Annotated in this window: 16 protein-coding genes and 1 other annotated feature; of the genes, 1 reads left to right on the top strand and 15 read right to left on the bottom strand. The window is 38.7% G+C overall.

Annotated features, from left to right (window positions below; translation table 11 throughout):
* Positions 1-371: 371 nt before the first annotated feature.
* The 13 genes from BR73_RS0106230 to xylA form a co-directional block, all read right to left on the bottom strand.
* The gene (locus tag BR73_RS0106230) at positions 372-731 is read right to left on the bottom strand and encodes a VOC family protein (protein ID WP_242860632.1); all 360 of its coding nucleotides are present in this window, start codon (positions 729-731) and stop codon (positions 372-374) included.
* Positions 732-742: 11 nt separating this feature from the next.
* Positions 743-1,168, bottom strand: coding sequence for a pyridoxamine 5'-phosphate oxidase family protein (locus BR73_RS0106225; RefSeq protein WP_033164826.1), 426 nt, complete (start codon positions 1,166-1,168; stop codon positions 743-745).
* A 682-nt stretch (positions 1,169-1,850) separates the two neighbouring features.
* Entirely contained in the window at positions 1,851-2,729 is an 879-nt protein-coding gene (gene hslO / locus BR73_RS0106220; RefSeq protein WP_033164825.1) for an Hsp33 family molecular chaperone HslO, read from the bottom strand.
* A gap of 141 nt (positions 2,730-2,870) precedes the next feature.
* Complete coding sequence (locus BR73_RS0106215) at positions 2,871-3,725, bottom strand: class I SAM-dependent methyltransferase (RefSeq protein ID WP_347463218.1); 855 nt, start codon at positions 3,723-3,725, stop codon at positions 2,871-2,873.
* 77 nt (positions 3,726-3,802) lie between these two features.
* Complete coding sequence (hisA, locus tag BR73_RS0106210) at positions 3,803-4,594, bottom strand: phosphoribosylformimino-5-aminoimidazole carboxamide ribotide isomerase (protein ID WP_033164823.1); 792 nt, start codon at positions 4,592-4,594, stop codon at positions 3,803-3,805.
* A gap of 420 nt (positions 4,595-5,014) precedes the next feature.
* Positions 5,015-5,854, bottom strand: a complete 840-nt coding sequence (locus tag BR73_RS0106205; RefSeq protein ID WP_051685009.1) for an ABC transporter permease — start codon at positions 5,852-5,854, stop codon at positions 5,015-5,017.
* 159 nt (positions 5,855-6,013) lie between these two features.
* Positions 6,014-6,931: an ABC transporter ATP-binding protein gene (locus BR73_RS0106200; RefSeq protein ID WP_033164822.1), complete on the bottom strand. Its 918-nt coding sequence runs from the start codon at positions 6,929-6,931 to the stop codon at positions 6,014-6,016.
* On the bottom strand, positions 6,931-7,140 hold the full coding sequence (locus BR73_RS0106195) for a PLDc N-terminal domain-containing protein (RefSeq protein ID WP_033164821.1): 210 nt from the start codon (positions 7,138-7,140) through the stop codon (positions 6,931-6,933). Before BR73_RS0106195 ends, BR73_RS0106200 begins: the two co-directional genes overlap by 1 nt.
* 288 nt (positions 7,141-7,428) lie before the next feature.
* Positions 7,429-8,547: a helix-turn-helix transcriptional regulator gene (locus BR73_RS0106190; RefSeq protein ID WP_033164820.1), complete on the bottom strand. Its 1,119-nt coding sequence runs from the start codon at positions 8,545-8,547 to the stop codon at positions 7,429-7,431.
* A 583-nt stretch (positions 8,548-9,130) separates the two neighbouring features.
* A complete protein-coding gene (gene pheT, locus BR73_RS0106185; RefSeq protein ID WP_033164819.1) occupies positions 9,131-11,521 on the bottom strand; it encodes a phenylalanine--tRNA ligase subunit beta in 2,391 nt (796 codons plus the stop codon).
* A 12-nt stretch (positions 11,522-11,533) separates the two neighbouring features.
* On the bottom strand, positions 11,534-12,577 hold the full coding sequence (gene pheS, locus BR73_RS0106180; protein WP_033164818.1) for a phenylalanine--tRNA ligase subunit alpha: 1,044 nt from the start codon (positions 12,575-12,577) through the stop codon (positions 11,534-11,536).
* 82 nt (positions 12,578-12,659) lie between these two features.
* Positions 12,660-13,004, bottom strand: a binding site (T-box leader).
* 57 nt (positions 13,005-13,061) lie between these two features.
* The gene (gene xylB / locus BR73_RS0106175) at positions 13,062-14,549 is read right to left on the bottom strand and encodes a xylulokinase (RefSeq protein ID WP_033164817.1); all 1,488 of its coding nucleotides are present in this window, start codon (positions 14,547-14,549) and stop codon (positions 13,062-13,064) included.
* Positions 14,550-14,895: 346 nt separating this feature from the next.
* Positions 14,896-16,215, bottom strand: a complete 1,320-nt coding sequence (gene xylA, locus BR73_RS0106170; RefSeq protein WP_033164816.1) for a xylose isomerase — start codon at positions 16,213-16,215, stop codon at positions 14,896-14,898.
* A 375-nt stretch (positions 16,216-16,590) separates the two neighbouring features.
* Between xylA and BR73_RS0106165 the strand changes: the two genes are divergently transcribed.
* Complete coding sequence (locus BR73_RS0106165; RefSeq protein WP_033164815.1) at positions 16,591-17,754, top strand: ROK family transcriptional regulator; 1,164 nt, start codon at positions 16,591-16,593, stop codon at positions 17,752-17,754.
* A gap of 90 nt (positions 17,755-17,844) precedes the next feature.
* Here BR73_RS0106165 and BR73_RS0106160 read toward each other — a convergent pair whose 3' ends face one another.
* Complete coding sequence (locus tag BR73_RS0106160; RefSeq protein WP_033164814.1) at positions 17,845-18,744, bottom strand: diacylglycerol kinase family protein; 900 nt, start codon at positions 18,742-18,744, stop codon at positions 17,845-17,847.
* Positions 18,741-18,959 (bottom strand): small, acid-soluble spore protein, alpha/beta type, encoded by a 219-nt coding sequence (locus BR73_RS0106155; RefSeq protein ID WP_051685008.1) that lies wholly within the window; start codon positions 18,957-18,959, stop codon positions 18,741-18,743. Before BR73_RS0106155 ends, BR73_RS0106160 begins: the two co-directional genes overlap by 4 nt.
* Positions 18,960-19,093 lie beyond the last annotated feature (134 nt).

Below are 19,093 nucleotides of genomic sequence, written 5' to 3'. Positions count from 1 at the left end.
CTCATATTGTATTAACATTGGGCTTCAGGCTGAATTCTCCTGCGAAAATCCTGTTATTAATCACCAGCTCCTATTTATACAGTAAGTACTTGCGGTACCTCATAAAAAGTGCTAAATTTACTTTATTTCTCACCATCTCCCACTACATGCCTCATTTGGTTGCAGATGTACACTTCAACAATCAAAAGTGTAAATTATGTTTTAACAAGTCATACCAGGGCGTGTTTGAAAACCTGCTTGTGCTGTATTTAAGGTTCCACTTTGCGGGAAACAAGGTGCGGTTTTGGGGACATGGTTGGTGATACTTTTCCAAATTGTTCGCAGAATACCGCAAAGAGGAGATTCTGCACCCTAATATCAAAAATCATATTTTATATAAATAAACACCAGTGAACACCATATTTATCTATAATATCAGTCATATATGGACTGAAAAAGCAAGGCCCCAGGGGTGCAAGCACGTTCCCCTCCTCTTTCATAGCTTCATAAGCTTGTTTTATAATATGCTCTTCCCCTTTGTCGAACTGCAAGCAAAACTGCATAGTATTTCCGATTGCCATCTCTTTGGGTTCGTTATATAATTCACCCACTGCTATATTTTGCCCGCATATATCAAGCTCTGCATGTATAATGTTTCCGTTTTCATCCCTATCACACCACCCAAGTTCGGCGTTAAAAGCTATTTTATAAAACTCAAAGGCTTCCGCTCTGTTTTTTGCGTAGATTTGCATGAGTAGCCTCTTCATAAATTACCGCTCGCTTCCTTCCAATCTACAAGAAGATTGTATCGCTCCGTTCTAAAACGTAAAACGCAGTAGTTCGGATCCTCAGGTCCATTAAAGTGATTTACAAGTCCCTCATACCACATCTCTTTTTTAATTTCAGGGTCTGTTAGTATTTCTATGGTACCCACCAGTGTAATATTATGATCTAAGGAGTCAAAGCAGACACTGGCACGGTTACAGTTCTCAATTCGTTTGGTTTTGTTGCTGCCAAGACCAGTGCAAAACGTAATCCAGTTTATCCCATCAGCTTTGGAGGCGGATATCGTTGAGGTTGTCGGATAACCTTCCGTGTCAATCAGTGCCAATACACAATATCCCTCATTTCCGCCACCAGTCTTACTTGCAACGATTTCTCCGGCTCTAGCGATTATTTCTTCATTCATTATTCTTTTCCTCCTAGTATTTTAGAATAAGAGTACCACATAGAACATGACAACTGTAGGTTATGTTCAAAATACAGATAAAAAAATATTTGTTGCGATTTTTAGTTCGTATATAGTTTTAATATAACATTTAATGGGTAATATTTCAAATTATATATTCCATAAATTAACAGCAAGTTGTATAAACTTCTACTATTATAATTATTTAAAACCCTAAAATTAATATATACTTTCATAATTTAATCTTCAATAATTTATACCCTCAATAATTTAGACCTTTTATAATTAATACCTTTAATATTTATGCCTTTAATATTTATGCCTTTAATATTTATGCCTTAATATTTATGCCTTAATATTTTACCTTTAAATATACAACAAGTGTTTATTTCCAAATGGTCACAAGCAAAAATAACCGGGCACAAATATATGTACCCGGTTACTTTTTTCATATTTACTTTAGTTCAATGAGCTGCTGTAACAACATAATTATTACCTAATTGGCTATTTATCTACTTAGATGGCTATTCTTATTAACCTTGATTCTTTATTAACCTAATTACTAAAATATCATTTACATATTTACCCATCTACTTATTTACTTATTTATCCATCTACTTATTTACTTATTTACTTATCTACTTATCTACTTATTTACTTATTTACTTATTTACTTATTTACTTATTTACTTCTAGTTATTATATCTTTCAAATCATCTACTGTAAAGTGATAATGGGTGCTGCAGAAATGACAGTTTACTTCAATAGGCTTGTCCTCATCAATCATTTCCTGTATTTCTGTTCTACCAATACTCACAATCGCCTTCTCTACTCTTTCCTTTGTACAGTTACACTCGAACTTTGTATCCATCTTATCCATAATGGAAAGTCCCATATCACCAAGAATAATTTCAAGAATTCTCTCCGGTGTTTCATATTCCATTAATAAAGAAGTAATAGAGGGAAGGCTTGCTAATTTTTCCTCCAGCTTCTGTATTACCTCTTCCTCTGCAAAGGGCAGAAGCTGTATAATAAAGCCGCCGGCTTTTCTGACCGTATTATCTTTATTCATCAGTACTCCCAAGGCTACAGAAGAAGGAATCTGCTCTGATGCTGCAAAATAATAGGTCAAATCCTCCGCAATCTCACCTGAAACCAGCTGCGTCTGGCCTACATAAGGTTCCTTTAATCCCATATCTTTGATTACGCTTAAGATTCCGGGATTTACGGCACCGCCTACATCCAGCTTCCCAGCAGGACTGGGGGGCAGCATAACCTCCGGATGATAGACGTAACCCTTCACGTTGGCAGAGGCATCTGCTGTAACCGTAATACCGCCGATTGGTCCATCACTTTTAATCTGAAGGGTCAGCAAATCATCGGTTCCTTTCATCATACTACCCATCATGGCACCTGCTGTCAGCATTCTTCCTAAGGCTGCAGTTGCTACCGGACTTGTATTATGAACACTTCTTGCATACTCTGTCAATTCTCTTGTTGTTGCTGCAAATGCACGAATCTGATTGTCTGCAGCTGTTGCTCTTATTATATAATCTGCCATTTTCTATACCTAACCTTTCTAAAAACCTGTTATGCATCCACTATAAGTTGAATTTACGTACTTCCTATCCTAGCCAAAAACACTTTAATATATAGACCTTAAGCTGGGATAGCTATATTCTATATTAATTACTCAACCTATTCAGTCCGCATTATATTCTTTTCCCTGTTGATATTTCTCTCTTGCCAGAAAACAAACTCTTTCTGTATTTTCAGCTGGTGCTGCTTCTGAATAGCCATCATAAACACCTATAAACTCCATCCCGGCTTCAATGAGAAGTTCTTTTATACGTTCTATGGAATATGCTTTCTGTATATGAGTTTCACTGAATTTCTCATAGAGGTTTCCAACAGCCTTTTGCCTGGAGTTCTCATTCCCATCTGTTTCTGACTTTACGAATATTGTTACCTGATACTCATTTAAATTATCTGTTTCATTATAATAATTTTCCCAGATAAAGCTGCAATCTTCCCTATTTTCTGCAATAACATTGTCCCCAAGAATATTTTTATACTTATACTCTGTATTCATATCGAATAAAAATATACCGCCAGGATCCAGATAGTTATTTACCAGTCGAAAGATTTGTTTTAAATCTTCTTCTTTCAAAATGTAATTCATGCTGTCACAGCTGCAGATAACCGCTCCAATGGTTCCATAAAGTTCAAAGCTTCTCATATCCTGGTTAAGATACAAAATATCTTCTCTTTTACTGCCAGGAAGGACTTCACCGTCTTCTTCATATTTATTTTCAATGGCAATACCCAGCATTTCTTCTGATATATCTATGCCAATCATATCATAACCGTAGTCGGCAAGACGCCTGGTAATATTTCCGGTACCGCAGCCAAGATCCAGAATCAAACCATCCTTCACCCCGTATTTCATCAGCATGTTTCTTATATTATCTGCCCATTCTTCATAGGGCACATTATCCATAAATATATCATAAACCTGGGCAAACCCCGTATAAGCTTCCATTCTAAAACCTTGCATACCGCAGATGTCCTGCGATACCGCCACAAATTACAGGTCAAGTATCTATTGTGGCGTCCTTTCTATCATTATATTTTCTAAACTTTATTTTGACTATTCTGAAACCACTCCACAACTTCCCTGTATTTCATTGGCCCGCCAAATAAATCAAGGGAACTGCCTATAGTTACATCTATCATACCGCCGCTTATTTCCTTTATTAACTCCAGATCCATAAAGCTTCCGACGCCTCCGGCATAGGTTACCGGACAACCCTGCCACTCTTTCAGCAGCTCTATCAGGTCTTTATCAATACCGGCTGATTTCCCCTCGACATCAACTGCATGTATAAGAAATTCACTGCAATAACCGGTTAATTTCATAAGAAGCTCCACAGAGAGCTTTTCGTCAGTAAATTTCTGCCAGCGATCGGTTACTATATAGTAGTCTTCGCCTTTTTTGCGACAGCTTAAATCCAGAACCAGTCTGTCTCTGCCGGTTTCAGCCGATATCCGGCTAAGGTTATCATAATGAATAAGACCATTTTGAAATACAAAGGAAGTAACAATTACATGAGAGGCCCCAGCTTCAAGAAACTGACAGGCATTCTTATCGGTTATACCGCCTCCGATCTGAAGTCCTTTTGGATATTCCTTTAAGGCTCTTTCTGCCTGAATCCTGTTAAGCTCATATTCCTTCGTTCCGGCTGGATTGAGCATAATTATATGTCCGCCTCTAAGACCGTCCTTTTTATAAAGGCCGGCATAATATTCACCGCCTTTTTCGGACACGAAATTCTCTGCTGCCTTTCTGTTTTCATCTGTCAGGCTGCCGCCTACAATTTGTTTGATTTTACCATTGTGTATGTCAATGCATGGTCTGAAATTCATCGGTACCTCCTAAAATCCCATCTGCCTGTCCTAAACATAAGCATTCGTACAAGCATTATACCCCAGTTGAGCATAACAATCAACTATCTGAGAACATCCGTTTCGAAACAGTAAAAAGCTGTCATTTAACTGACAGCTTCTTTCGTCTCATCGTATCTTCAATTCTTGTTTTCTCTACCTGGAACTTACTTTTTTATTAAACGGATCTTACATTCTTTTTTCTTTAACTGGAATTTACATTCTTATTCTTTAACTAGAATTTGCATTCTTTTTTCACTAACCGGGAATTGCATCCTTATTCTCTATCCGGAGTTTGCATCCTTATTCTCTATCCAGGAACTTACATTCTTTTTGCTAACAGTATCTTACCTTCTTCTCCTTTTTACTAACCGTAACTTACCTTTTTTCACTAACCTGATTTTACATCCTTTTTTTCTTAAACAAAAGGATAGACAGGAGCAGTGACCCAATCGTCAGGATTACTGTTATGATAATTGTCAGATAAACGGTCTTGGCATCTTTTGTTCCGTTTAGCAATTCTGTATTTACAGAAGCCAAAGTCACAGGATTATATTTTGCAACGGCATTAAATACATTTCCCATTAACATTGCTGCCAATGCAATAACAGAAACTACCAGACCGCCAAAAGCTCCCGGTGCTATGGTACTGGATAACAATATTAATGAAATAAGGAATATACCAAATAACCATAAACAGAATAGGGAAAGGGACAGATTCGGCAGGTATCCCTTGTCAAAAAGATATACCGTATAGACATAATTTATTACTACAGACAGCAGAAAACCCCCTGTCCATAATAGAACGGCTGCTGTAAATTTTGCCAGTAATACAGCAGTTCTGGATAATCCCTTGGCAAGTATCTGAAGTAAGGTGCCTTTTAAAAATTCACCCGATAAACTGCCACCAAAGACCAGCAGTAATACCAACATCCCCATTTGAGTAAGGTTCTTAAAAAACTGTGCATAAGCATCCATAACCGTAGGGCTTGGAAGCTCTAGTTTTATCCCTCCCATATCCATAGATGAAAGGATATTCGGCATTAATTTGGCAAGCAGAGGACTCATTAATCCGAACATCAAAAAGGCTGCAAAGAATATCAGTAGCTTATAAGTACGTATATACTCTAACAACTCTTTTTTGGTAAAAGCAAAATATCCTCTTATCCCCAAAAAACCAGAGTTGTCGTTTTCAACAGCCTTCGTATCTTCGTATCTGGAAAGCGGTTTTATTTTATTCATAATAAACTCCTATCCGCTGCAGCCTCCCGAATTACAGTCTTTAGCTATAGTTTTTAACTTTTAAAGGGCTGCGCATGTCATATTTTCCTTTAACTCACATGCATATCGCAGACCTGCCTGCGATACTATATAAATGAGAAGTGTGAAAGGTCCTGTTTTTTAAACTATCACCTTCATAAATATATTTTCCAGAGAAGGTTCTGTGATTTCATAACGGATTATCTGAATTTTTTCCTTTAGTAAAAAGCTTAATATTCTGGCTCCTGCTTCTTCTGTGTCAGAAACCTCCAGTTCAATTATCTGATTATCCTGACGGATATTTGTTATACCGGAAATGCTTCTTAATCCTTGGGCTGCTATAGCCGCAGAATATTGCTGTCCTATCTCAAGGCGAACCGTATCCGTTCGGTAACTGTTTCTGATATCTGCTGTACTTCCTTCTAATGCAAGGGTTCCGTCATTTAGAATTCCGATATTGTCGCATATACGCTCTACATCTGATAATATGTGAGTGGAAAACAATATGGTGGTCCTCTCCTTGGCAAGTGCCAAAATACTCAGTATCTCCATTCTGCCAACGGGGTCTAACGCAGAGGTGGGTTCATCACATATCAAAAGCTTGGGCTCATTGAGAAGGGCTTGTGCTATTCCAAGTCTTTGCTTCATACCTCTTGAGAAATTACGAACCTTTTTGTTTACATTCTGCAACCCCACCAGCTCCAGCAACTCATCGGATCTTACCCCCAGGGTATCTCTTTTAAGTCCCGTAACTTCACCACAGAGTTTCAGATACTCTCTGGGAGTCATATATCCGTAAAATTCCGGTACATCCGGCAGATATCCGATGAAGCGGTTGGTTTTCGTATTACCATAGCTTACTTTCTCACCGCACACCAGAATATCACCTGCATCCGGCTTATAAAAACCAAGTATCATCTTCATGGTAGTTGTTTTACCAGCACCATTCTTTCCGATAAAACCAAATACAGAATGCTCCGGAACTTCAAAGGTTAAATCATTAATTACCCTGGTATCACCAAATTGTTTGGAAACGTTGTTTAACTTAAGAACTGCCATTATTCCTCACCCTTTCCTATGGTGAAATAAAGAATCGGTCCGATTGTATTTACCACAACGGATATTACAATCCATACTACACGGTTTCCGATTCGATAATTCTTATGACGGAGTATGTGAACCAGCGCAGCAATCATCAATCCATATTGTACGATCAGAATCGGTATGATAAAGGGTAGATATTCTTTTATTTGTTCCAGTCCATTCATATTATTTACCTATTATAGCTATCGCAGGCAGACCTGCAATACTGCCACTTACAATAGAATACTGATATTGACATATAATCTACTGTCCAGAAGAAAAGAGTGAATGCTTTCTTTGTGGCTGCCTTTCATTTATTTTTCACTCTTCTTAACATAATGCAACTTTTCTTTATTAAAATTTTGAATTAGAGCCAATACCGAGCACCCCAGCAATCATTAGGGAGTCTTCTGTATGAAGCTTCTTCTTCATCATTAGTAACTTAAATACACCGCTACAGCAAGTACCTTAAATCATTTTTGTTTCCACACTTCCTTAAGACTTCTTACGATTATCTGAAAACGAGGTTCCTCTTCCAGGGGTTTAAAAGCCGGATTCTCAGAAAGTATATTTTTAATATCCCTCCAAATCACCTCTGAACTTCTGGGTGCTATAGTCTCAGCATCAATGGTTTTTAAATAGGTCTCAAGCTTATCAAAAATATGGTTACCATGTATTTCGAAGTCTTTACCGGCATTTCTTTTCGCCAAATCAGCATATTTCTCAAGTACCTCCAGGGCTTTTTCCTTCCTGCCCTGTAAAACATAGATGGCTGCTGCAGTCAGATAGATGGAGTACAAGCCTCCCGGAGACATCTGCTCCACTTCAAAAATATCTGTAAGCTTTATAAATATCTCGTAATATTTATCCATTCGTTCAGGGTTGTCAGCGTAAAGCTGAAAGAAATCAACCGAACTGCCAAGCAGGACATTCAGACTGTTAACTGCGCTGCCTTGCAGGTATTCAATGGCTTTATCCCTGTCCCCTTTTAACTGGTATGCCTTTACGAGGAGTGACTCTGTTTGTATAAACGGTTCATTCAGGTTTTCCAGCACCTCTATTGCCTCTACTGGTTTCTGCTGGCAGATATAGCAATAAGCCCTCAGCTGCATGGCTTGTTTGGCCAGGCTTACTTCTTCGCAGGAACGTTCTACCAACAGAAAAATATCCACCGCCCGATTAAGGATATTCTGGGTTCTCTCAGGAGTACCAGCAAGTGCACAGTGATTCAGATACAGAAGTCCAATGCGGTATTGCAGATACCAGCAGGAAAAATACTTCTTAAGATATCCTTCACATTCTTCATAAACTTCATCAAAAGATTTCTTTGAAAACTCTTCTGCCAACTGGTGGTAAAGCTTTCGTATATCCTCCTTGCTCATCATTGGTTCATAACCTATCAGCTCATCAACAGAAATATTAAAATAAGAGGCAAGCACCGGAAGAAATAAGATATCCGGATAACTCTGCCCTGATTCCCACTTGGATACAGCAGGCTTTGAAATACCTAAATAATTCGCTAACTCCTCCTGTGTGATACCTTTGGCTTTTCGCTTTTCTGAAATAATCTTTCCGATATTAATAGTATCCATAATGCTCCTTTCCAGATAAAACCGATGCGGTTATATATTCTTCTTAATGAAAATATTTTGATAATGCCTTAAGTAATAGTAAGAAGTTTGAAATTTATTTTCTTTCCTTTTACGTTGTTCTTATTTCTTTCTATAGGTACATTTTATAATCCTATTATTAACTTTACAACGGATTTATAGTTAACTTCCGTTAATTATATTAATCATTAGTTAACCTTCAATCAGACGATACAAGTTCCATTATTTCGAAAAAGCTGCATAGTATCCTGCACCAGCTGACTCCTTCAAATCCACTATCATAAGCATACTGTATCAATAAATCATTAAATACAGTGATATAATCAGCAGACTCTTTTACGGAACAGCAAGTGCAGAAAACTTTGCAGCTTCTCTATATAATACGAATCATTACTATCCTATTATTTTATTACCCTCTTAACTTTTATAATCTTTTCGTCCTTTACCTGCAAGATTGAATAAAAGAAATACATCCGGCTTCTTCTGCTTTTATCCAACCACACCTCTTATAAAACTCTATGGTTCAGGCATATCATCTGTTAAAGAACCTTCTGTATTGCTCTCATTACCTTAATTGAATTCCATTTTCTCCAAATAAAATTAACAGTCTGTCAGTCATTTCATTTATTTCTTTGCTTTCTAAAGTTCTTTCATCAGAGCCGAATTCAAATCTGACTGTAACACTCTTTTTACCCATTAGAAGCCTATCATCTTCAAAGGTATCAATCAGGCTGTACGACTTCAGATACTCACAGGCAAATTCCGAAATGATAGCTTTTAATTCTTCATACCGGGTTCCTTTATCCGTAAGCAAGCTTAAATCTATGGTAATACCCGGATATTTGGATATTTCTCTATACATAATATTTTCTTTCTCTACTGCAGTAAGCTCCTCCATATCCATTTCTGCAATTGCGATATTAAATTTCTTATCAATTCTATCCTTCACCTTAGGATGAAGGCAGGAAAAATATCCGATATTCTTCTCATTAACTATAATATTCGCAGCATTGACAGGATGTATATAATTTACTTTCTCTATTTCCTTAGCTGTATAATCCAGATAAACAGGTACAATATTTTTTATTGCAGCAGTAAGGTTTTCGATTACCTCCTTCAGCTTAAGGAAGGTCTGCTTTTCTGTCATACTTCTGCTTGCTATTACGATTCCTAATTTCTTTCTTTCCCTGCATAAACCATCTTCATCAAGACCTTCTGCTACCCGGCCTATTTCAAATATACCTATCTCTGGTATCTGCTCCATATTTTTATTAATATTACCAAGTAGAGAAGGAATTAAGGTGGCCTTTACCGTATCATTTTCAACAGTAACAGAGTTGATAATCCTTACATTAGGTTTGGTCTGAATTCCCAGCTCCTTGTTTGCTTTGGTATCATACCAGATGTAATTATGCACTTCATTCATTCCGAATCTGTCCGCAAGAAGAAGTTTTATCCTGTATTCCTCTTCTCTCTCAGCGCTGTGACGTATAGGCGAAATCAAAGACTTATTGGATTTTCCTATTATATTGTCATATCCATAAATTCTTGTAATCTCCTCAATAAGATCAGCCTTTATGGTAACATCTTTCGTAGCACGATATGAGGGCACTGCTGCAGTAAAACCCTTATCCTTATGATTAATGGTAAATCCCAGTGCTGAAAGCGTCTCAATTATTTCTTCCACAGAAATATCAATACCGGTATATTTATCCACATAAGCTTTATCGAAATCAATGGTTATGTCCTGATATCGCTTTATATAGTGATCCGTTAAGGAAGAAGTCACCAGAATACCGGGATCAGCTTCCCTTAATAGCTCTAAAAACCGCCTTATAGAAGTTACGGTCATCTCCGGATCCAGCGTCTTTTCGTATCTGGTACTGGCTTCTGTTCGTAAACCAAGCCTTGCAGCTGACTTTCTGATAAAGGTTCCGTCAAAATTAGCAGCTTCTAATAACAGTTCTGTCGTATGGTCTCCAATTCCGGAGCTTTCACCTCCCATAATTCCCGCAATAGCAGCTGGTTCACCATGGTTGGAACAGATCATCAGCGTATCTTTATCCACAGTTCTCCTGATACCATCCAGGGTCTCAAAATCAAAAGGCACCGGGAAGGATTTAACCTGTATACCTTTTATTATGCTATTATCAAAAGCATGCATTGGCTGCCCCATTTCAAGCATCAGATAATTAGTCAGATCCGTCGGCAGGTTAATGGAGCGCACACCACAATAGGTAAGTCTGATTTTTATCTGAGGAGGCGTATGCTTCTTCGTTATATTCCCGACCCTGATGGCAGAATAACGAAAGGTCTGCTCCTTATCTTCAATGGTTACCGGTACCGGAGGAAGTTCTTTAAAGGCTTCTGTATCCATTATTTTCAGAGGTTTTAAGGGACGTTTTGTTAATACTGATATTTCTCTGGCAATACCGTAATGCCCCCATAAGTCGGGACGGTTGGTTAAGGACTTGTTATCCACTTCGAAAATAATATCCCTAAGCGGCAGAAATTCCAGAATATCTGTACCTGGCTCATGAGCCTTATCAAGTATCATTAACCCCGAATTATCCTCACTGATACCAAGTTCTTTCTCTGAGCAGCACATTCCATAGCTGCTTACTCCCGCAATTACAGTCTCATTTATTACTCTGTCACCTACCTGACCACCTGCCCTGGCAAATGGCACATAGGTCCCAACTGCTGCATTAGCTGCTCCGCAGACACAATCTATAATTTCTTTTCCTGTATTTACTTTCAGCAAGTGCAGTTTATCTGCGCCTGGATGCGCTTTTACTGACACAATTTCTCCAACTACCACTGATTTAATTTCTGTTCCCATTTCATAGACATGCTCCACCTCTGCTGTAGCCAGAGTAAATTTATTGATGAGCTCTTTATGATCAATACCGGTCAAATCTGTATACTCTGAAATCCAATTCATTGAAATCAACATATTTTCTACCTCCTACCTGTCCTTGAACTGTCTTAATATTCTGAGGTTACCGCTGTTAAATACTCGAATATCTTTTATTTCATACTTCATCATTGCAAGTCTCGTTAGTCCAAGTCCGAAAGCAAATCCGGTATAATGCTCTGAATCTATTCCTCCCATATTTAACACATTAGGGTGAATCATTCCGCAGGGTAGTAACTCCAGCCAACCCGCCTGTTTGCAGGTTGGGCAGCCTTTTCCGCCGCAAATCTGACAATTTATATCAAGTTCAAAACCCGGCTCCACAAAGGGGAAGAAACCGGGCCTGAGCCTTACCTTTACCTCTCTTTTAAATACCTCCGATAACAGTACCTTCATAAAGTAGATAATATTTGCGATGGAAATATCCTCACCAATCATCATTCCCTCCATCTGGAAAAAGGTATTTTCATGGCATGCATCAATATTTTCATTACGAAAACACCTTCCCGGGAATAATACCTTTAAGGTCTCATCCTTGCCTGGAGCACCGTATTTTCTCATGATATAATTCTGAGCGGCAGTAGTATGCGTCTTAAGCAGCTGTCCGTTCTCCAGATAGTAGGTATCCTGCATATCTCTGGCCGGATGGTTCTTCGGGATATTGGCGGCTTCAAAATTATTAAATTCCGTCTGTATTTCCAGCCCATCTTCTATGATAAATCCCATGGTCTTAAAAATGTCTTCTATCTGTTTTTGAACAATCGTTATTGGGTGAAGGGTTCCATGAGTAAGCAATGACGGTATGGTGTAATCATATTTTTCTGTCTTACTCAGTGTTTCCTCAAACTCCCTTTCCTCTAATATTTTACCGGTCTTGTCAATTAAATCGGTAATTTCATTCTTTAAGAGATTTATCTCCTTTCCGGTTTCACGCCTTTCCTCCGGGCTTAGCTCTTTCATCTTATTCAGGATATCTGTTACTCTGCCTTTTTTGCCCAGATAGGATATCCTGATTCTTTCAAGCTCCTCATTTTTTTCAACTGCTTTCATTTCTTCCTGAAATTGAAGCTTCAACTGCTGAATATTCTCCTTCATATGAGTACCTCCTTCATATTGTCATACTATTCAGGGGCTGATTTAAAGGAAGAAAACACAAAAAATCCGTCCCTGTAAAAATAACAGGGACGGATTATAATCCGCGGTACCACCCAGTTTCCCATAGTCTCAATCAATACCTTCCTGGATTACGCAGTATACTCCAAAGTGGGGCAGCCAGAACGGAACAATAATTTATCCAACACGCTCTAAGCTATGAAACTGTTACTTCCGGTATCAATGACATTATGGGCACTCATCACAGCGTAACGTGCATCTACGTCATATCCTACTCTGCATCGCATTTAAGACATGAAGCTCCAGCGTGAAAATTCAATGCTTACCTAACCTTAAGGAAGCTTTCAGCCGGTGACTCCCTCTCTCTGACAGTGTTTAAGCATCTACTATGCGCCTTCAAAGCCTTTATTTATGAATGAGTCTAAATTAACATATCTGTATTTATATGTCAACTGATAAATTTTTATTATATCTCGGTCTGTTCTTTTGCCATCTGATCATATACCGGCTTAAGAGCAGGATATATGTCCTTAAAGACAGAGTATTTCTTATCATAAAGACTTACTGTCTCAGCTTCCGGTTCAGTGGTTTCCGTTACCTGAATCAGCTTGCCGGCAGCTTCTACAACAGACGGGTATTCCCCGCAGCCTACTGCTGCTAAGATAGCGGCACCAAAAGCAGGGCCTTCTTCCGAATTAATCTTATCCACCTTGACATTCAGTACATTAGCAAGGATCTTACACCAGAGAGGGCTCTTGGCACCTCCTCCGTTAATGCGGATACGCTCTATGTTAAGACCTGTATTCTTAATTATTTCAAAGGAATCCCTCAGAGCAAAAGCTACACCCTCCAGGACAGCCTGTGTCATATCAGCTCTCGTGGTATCCATAGTCATGCCGATAAAGGTACCTCTGGCATCCGGATTGTTATGAGGGGTTCTCTCACCCATCAGATAGGGCAGGAAATATACATTATTCTTCCCAAGCTTACTTATTTCCTGCTGTTCTCTGGCATATTCCTTTGTCTTTAATATCTCATCCATCCACCACTTATTAGAAGCCGCAGCTGAAAGCATAACTCCCATGAAATGATATCTGCCGTCGGCATGAGCAAATACATGGAGGGCATTGTCTTCAATTTCAGAGTAATCCTTGCTGGCAACAAATACTACACCTGAGGTTCCAAGGGATACACTGCACATTCCGGAGCCTACGGTTCCGGTACCAACAGCTGCAACTGCCTGGTCACCGCCTCCGGCTATTATCCTGCAATCTATGGGAAGCCCCAGTTTCTCAGCAATATCTGCGTTAAGCGTTCCTGTTACCTCATAGCTTTCATATACCTTCGCCATCTGTTCTTCTTTCAGACCGATAATATCAAGCATTTCCTTGGACCAGCACTTTTCCTTAACATCCAGAAGCAGCATTCCGGAAGCATCGGAAACGTCAGTGGAATGTACGCCGGATAAACGGTAAGCTATGTAATCCTTAGGCAGCATGACCTTTTTAATCTTCATGAATTTATCCGGTTCATGTTTCTTAACCCATAAGAGTTTGGGTGCGGTAAAACCTGTCAATGCCATATTGCCGGTATAGGCGGATATCTTCTCTCTTCCGATATCATAATTCAAATAATCACATTCCGCCTGGGTACGTCCGTCATTCCAAAGGATAGCCGGGCGTATTACCTTATCCTCGTCGTCAAGAATTACCATTCCATGCATTTGTCCGCTGAAGCTGATACCTTTTACCGTACTCTTATCAGCGCCTTCTGTTAATGCTTTCAAGCCTTCCATCAGCCCTTCAAACCAGTCCTCCGGATTCTGTTCCGACCAGCCGGGCTTTGGAAAGCTGATAGGGTATTCCCTGGTTACAATATTCTTGATATCGCCTTTTTCATCCATCAGTAAAAGCTTTACTGAGGATGTTCCTAAATCAACTCCGATATAGAGCATACCTACCTCTTTCCTGTACAAGTTCCCCTCATTACACCAATATGTAATGAGGGGAACTGATCATTGATATCTTTATTTCGTCTCTTAGCTTTACTTGGTACATTGTGATTACTTAGTGCATTATATTTATTTCGACTCTTAGCTTTATTTCATCTCTTATTTTAATACAACCGATTTATATTTCCTGTATGACCATATATTCAGAATATAATGCTGATACTGCTATATTTAACCAGCTTACATTCTTGTATATTGGTTCACCGTCTTCAAGCAGATATTAGTAATTTCTTATTTACTCAGCAAATACATTCTTACAATCTCTCACATCAAATATAAACTGATTCGATTATTTGGTTTCAAGTATATACTGATTTAATACGGACTCAAGCATTTCCTGTCTGCCGGATACATTAGGACTAATACCGTTGGCAAGAGCATACGCCTCCAGAGATTTAAAATCAGCCTTACCGTCAATGATATCTTTACCAAGACCTTCTGTATAGCTGGCATAACGCTTATCCTTGAAGTCTTCGAATACCTTATCCTCCAATAACTTAGCTGCTACCTTAAGTCCTCTGGCGAATGCGTCCATTCCTGCAATATAAGCTAAGAATAAATCATCTTCTTCAAAAGAAGCTCTTCTTACCTTGGAATCGAAATTCAGTCCTCCTTTAGTAAGACCGCCGGCCAACAGAATCTCATACATTGCAAGTGTTGTATCATAAAGATTGGTAGGGAACTGATCTGTATCCCAGCCAAGCATAGGATCACCCATATTGGCATCTACGCTGCCTAACACACCATTTATACGAGACATATTAAGCTCATGCTGGAAAGTGTGCATTGCAAGAGTTGCATGGTTTGCTTCAATGTTTAATTTGAATTTATCCAGCAGGTCGTATTTTCTTAAGAAAGAAATAACTGTTGCTGCATCGGTATCGTACTGATGTTTTGTAGGCTCCTTGGGCTTGGGCTCAATTAAGAACTGTCCGGTAAAACCAATCTGTTCTGCGTAATCGCAGGCAAGTTTCAGAAGTCTGGCCATGTTGTCAAGTTCCAGCTCTGTATTGGTATTGAGAAGTGTTTCATAGCCTTCTCTTCCGCCCCAGAATACATAGTTCTCTCCGCCTAATTCCTTTGTTATCTCAATGGCTTTCTTAATCTGTGCTGCTGCATAGGCAAATACAGTAGCATTACAGGAAGTTCCGGCACCGTGTACGAATCTCGGATTACTGAAAGCATTGGTGGTACCCCAAAGGCATTTGATACCGGTACGTTTCATCTCTTCCTTGATTACTTCAACGATTTCATCCAGTCTTGCATTGGTCTCTGCCAGATCTTTTCCTTCCGGTGCAATATCCCTGTCATGAAAACAGAAGAAAGGAATCTGTGCTTTCTCCATAAATTCAAAAGCTGCATGAACTCTTTCTTTTGCAACTTCCATGGAGCACTCATGATTATCCCAAGGTCTGAACATGGTTCCGGAACCGAAGGGATCACTACCCATATAAGTAAAAGTATGCCAGTATGACATAGCAAAACGCAGCTGCTCCTTCATGGTTTTTCCCATTACGACTTCTTCGGGATTATAATATTTGAAGGCCAGAGGGTTCTTACTCTCCGGTCCTTCATATGTAATTTTCTGTACCTTTTCAAAATAAGCCATACTTAATCCTCCTGGTTTGTTTAATCAATAAACTAATCTTGCTATATCTAGCATATCAATTATTATTCTGCTTGTCAACAAAATTATGTCATATCCCCTGCCAAAAAAATGAGTCTATTTTACGGCATATTTACCAGAGCTTACGTATTCAATTCTCTTTTCAAGCTTGAAAAAGTGTGATACTATAATAGCCATAGAAATAAATGAAGAATGAAAGCTTAAGATTCGACTTAACTGCAATCTTTGCTGAACTTTAACTTAAACAGTGAGAAATCAAGAGGATAAAGGTTGAAAAAATACGTTTTCAGCCTTACGTATTTGGGTCTGTGTCTGCCATAAAAAGCCCCAGAACGAGAAAGGCATTGGTAATAAAACATGATTACAGGAAGTAAAGAACTTATACGAGATATTAACAGCACACTGGTCCTTGAGACTGTCATCAATCAAGGTCCTATTTCAAGAGCCAACATATCAAAGATTCTTGGCTTAACAAAAGCTACCATTTCTGCCATTGTTGCAGATCTGATCAGCCGCAACCTGGTGGAGGAGATCGGATGTGATAATACAGATTTCGGCAGGAAACCCATATTATTAAGTTTCCAGAAAAAAGCCGGTTATGTGGTAAGTGTTGATGTGGGTGTAGACACGATATCCGTTATGATGACTGATTTACAGGGTGAGAACTGCCGCCTAAAGCAGATAAAAACCCCAAAACTGAAAAATGATATTTTAGATGCCTTATTTCAAGTCATTGATTCCATGAAGCAAGACAAAGAGACCTCTCCTTATGGGATGGTAGGAATATCTCTCGGCATTCACGGCGTAGTTCATGAAAACCAGGTCTCATTCACCCCTTACTATGATTTAAAAGGTTATGACCTGGCCGGAAAATTAAATGAATATTATAATACCCCTGTATATTTAGAAAATGAAGCAAATCTTTCCGTACTTGGTGAAAAGACCTTTATGCATGATTACCCCAACATTGCCAATATCAGTGTCCATTCCGGAATCGGTCTGGGTCTTTTAATCAATAACGAACTTTATACCGGTTATAACGGCAGAGCAGGTGAATTCGGTCATACCATTATTGAAATAGACGGAAGAGAATGCCCCTGCGGAAATCACGGCTGCCTGGAACAGTATGTCTCAGAACGGGCATTATTAAAAGAATTTGCAGTCAAAAAAGGTCTTGAGTCTGCTTCTTTTGATATTCTCTCTGCTGCTTATCAGGAGGGTGACCCTGATGCTGCTGCTATTATGGACCTTTTTGTAAAGCTTATGGGTATCTTAAGCAATAATGTACTTAATGCCTATAATCCTGATATTATTATAATTAACAGTGTTTTTACTATCTTTTTTCCACAGTTGACCAAACGGATCGAAGAAGCATTAAACAGTAAGATGAATAGTTTCGTAAGAATTGAGTCATCAACGCTTCAGGACTCCTCTATTTTACTGGGAGGTATCTGCGTGGTCATTAAGAATTTCCTTGGTATTCGATCCCTTAACTTAAGTGGAAAAGAAATTTTCGAGTAAGTAATCTTAAATACTCTTTAATACTTATTAACTGCTTATTAACTGCTTGTAATACACTTTAAAGCTGACTCGCAATTAATTTATCCGATTTTAATCAACTCCACGGATAATGGAAACAGCCCTGTTCAGATTGCTTATTTCTACTTTTTCATGCTCCCCGCCGAATTCACCATCGATAGACCAGGGCACCTTCTCCTCACATATCAAAGTGATTTCTTTAACCGGGAAGGAATAAATATGATCACTGTTTAAGTTCCCCTTTAAGAGATCATTGATTACACCCTGGAATTCTAAAACAGTTTGAGGCATCTTAATAAAAATACCTTCAAAGAGTCCATCATCCAGCTGTACATCTTTGCCGGCAAGGCCTTTGAAGCCTCCTACGGAAACAGAATTTGCTACCATACCGTAGATGAAATTATCCTTTATGATACGTTCGCCGCACTGGATCTCCATTTGATATGCTTTCCAGTTAGGCAGTCTTTTAATACCCTCCAGAATATAAGCCATTCTGCCGAGGGTGTTTTTATTTGCCTGGGGAGTCTCATATGATGCATCTGTAAATAAGCCGAAAGCAGCCGTATATGTAAAATACTCCCCATTAAAGATTCCGATATCGCAAGGAAATACTTCACCCTTAAGAACTACCTCAGCAGCCTTTGGAAGACTCTTTGGAAGCTTCAGATTATAAGCAAAATCGTTGGTAGTGCCCGATGGCAGATAACCAATAACAGGCTTATTTTCAAATTCCATAACGCCGCTGATTATTTCATTAAGGGTACCGTCACCTCCCGAACAGACTACCAGTTCATATTTATCTCTTTTCAGGCAGTCTGTTACGATTTTTTTGGCATCTTTCTTTCCCTTGGTGGCATAAATGACAATTTCATAATTACCTCTTCCAAAGTATTCTACAATACTTGAAAGCCAGTTCTTTATCTTGCTCTTTCCCGCCAGAGGATTATAGATCAATAATAGCTTCTTCTTCATGGTTCTTTCTTACCGCCCTCCATCTTCATCTGTTTTTTTCTCTTTGTCATTATACCGCCTATTCGACCGCTTTCTTTGGCAGACAATGATTTCCAGCCACTTGCCTTTACTTTATCCATCAGTCCTAATTCGCTGGCTATTTCATATTTTAATCTCTCATCCGGAGTCAACTCTTCAATAGGTTTTATTTCCTTTTTTTCCTGTGCTTTACTCATATAATTATACACCCTTTCTTGATTTTAACAAGGGACTGTTTAAGAATTAACATTTTAGAATTTCATTCGTAAATGTCGCTTCTTATAAACAGTCCCTGTTTATTTACATATTAAAGTGTAACCTCATATATAAG

Source organism: Clostridium sp. KNHs205 (assembly GCF_000702945.1).
Classification (GTDB): Bacteria; Bacillota; Clostridia; order Lachnospirales; family Lachnospiraceae; genus Anaerocolumna.
This window is presented reverse-complemented; position numbering and strand designations above follow the sequence as displayed.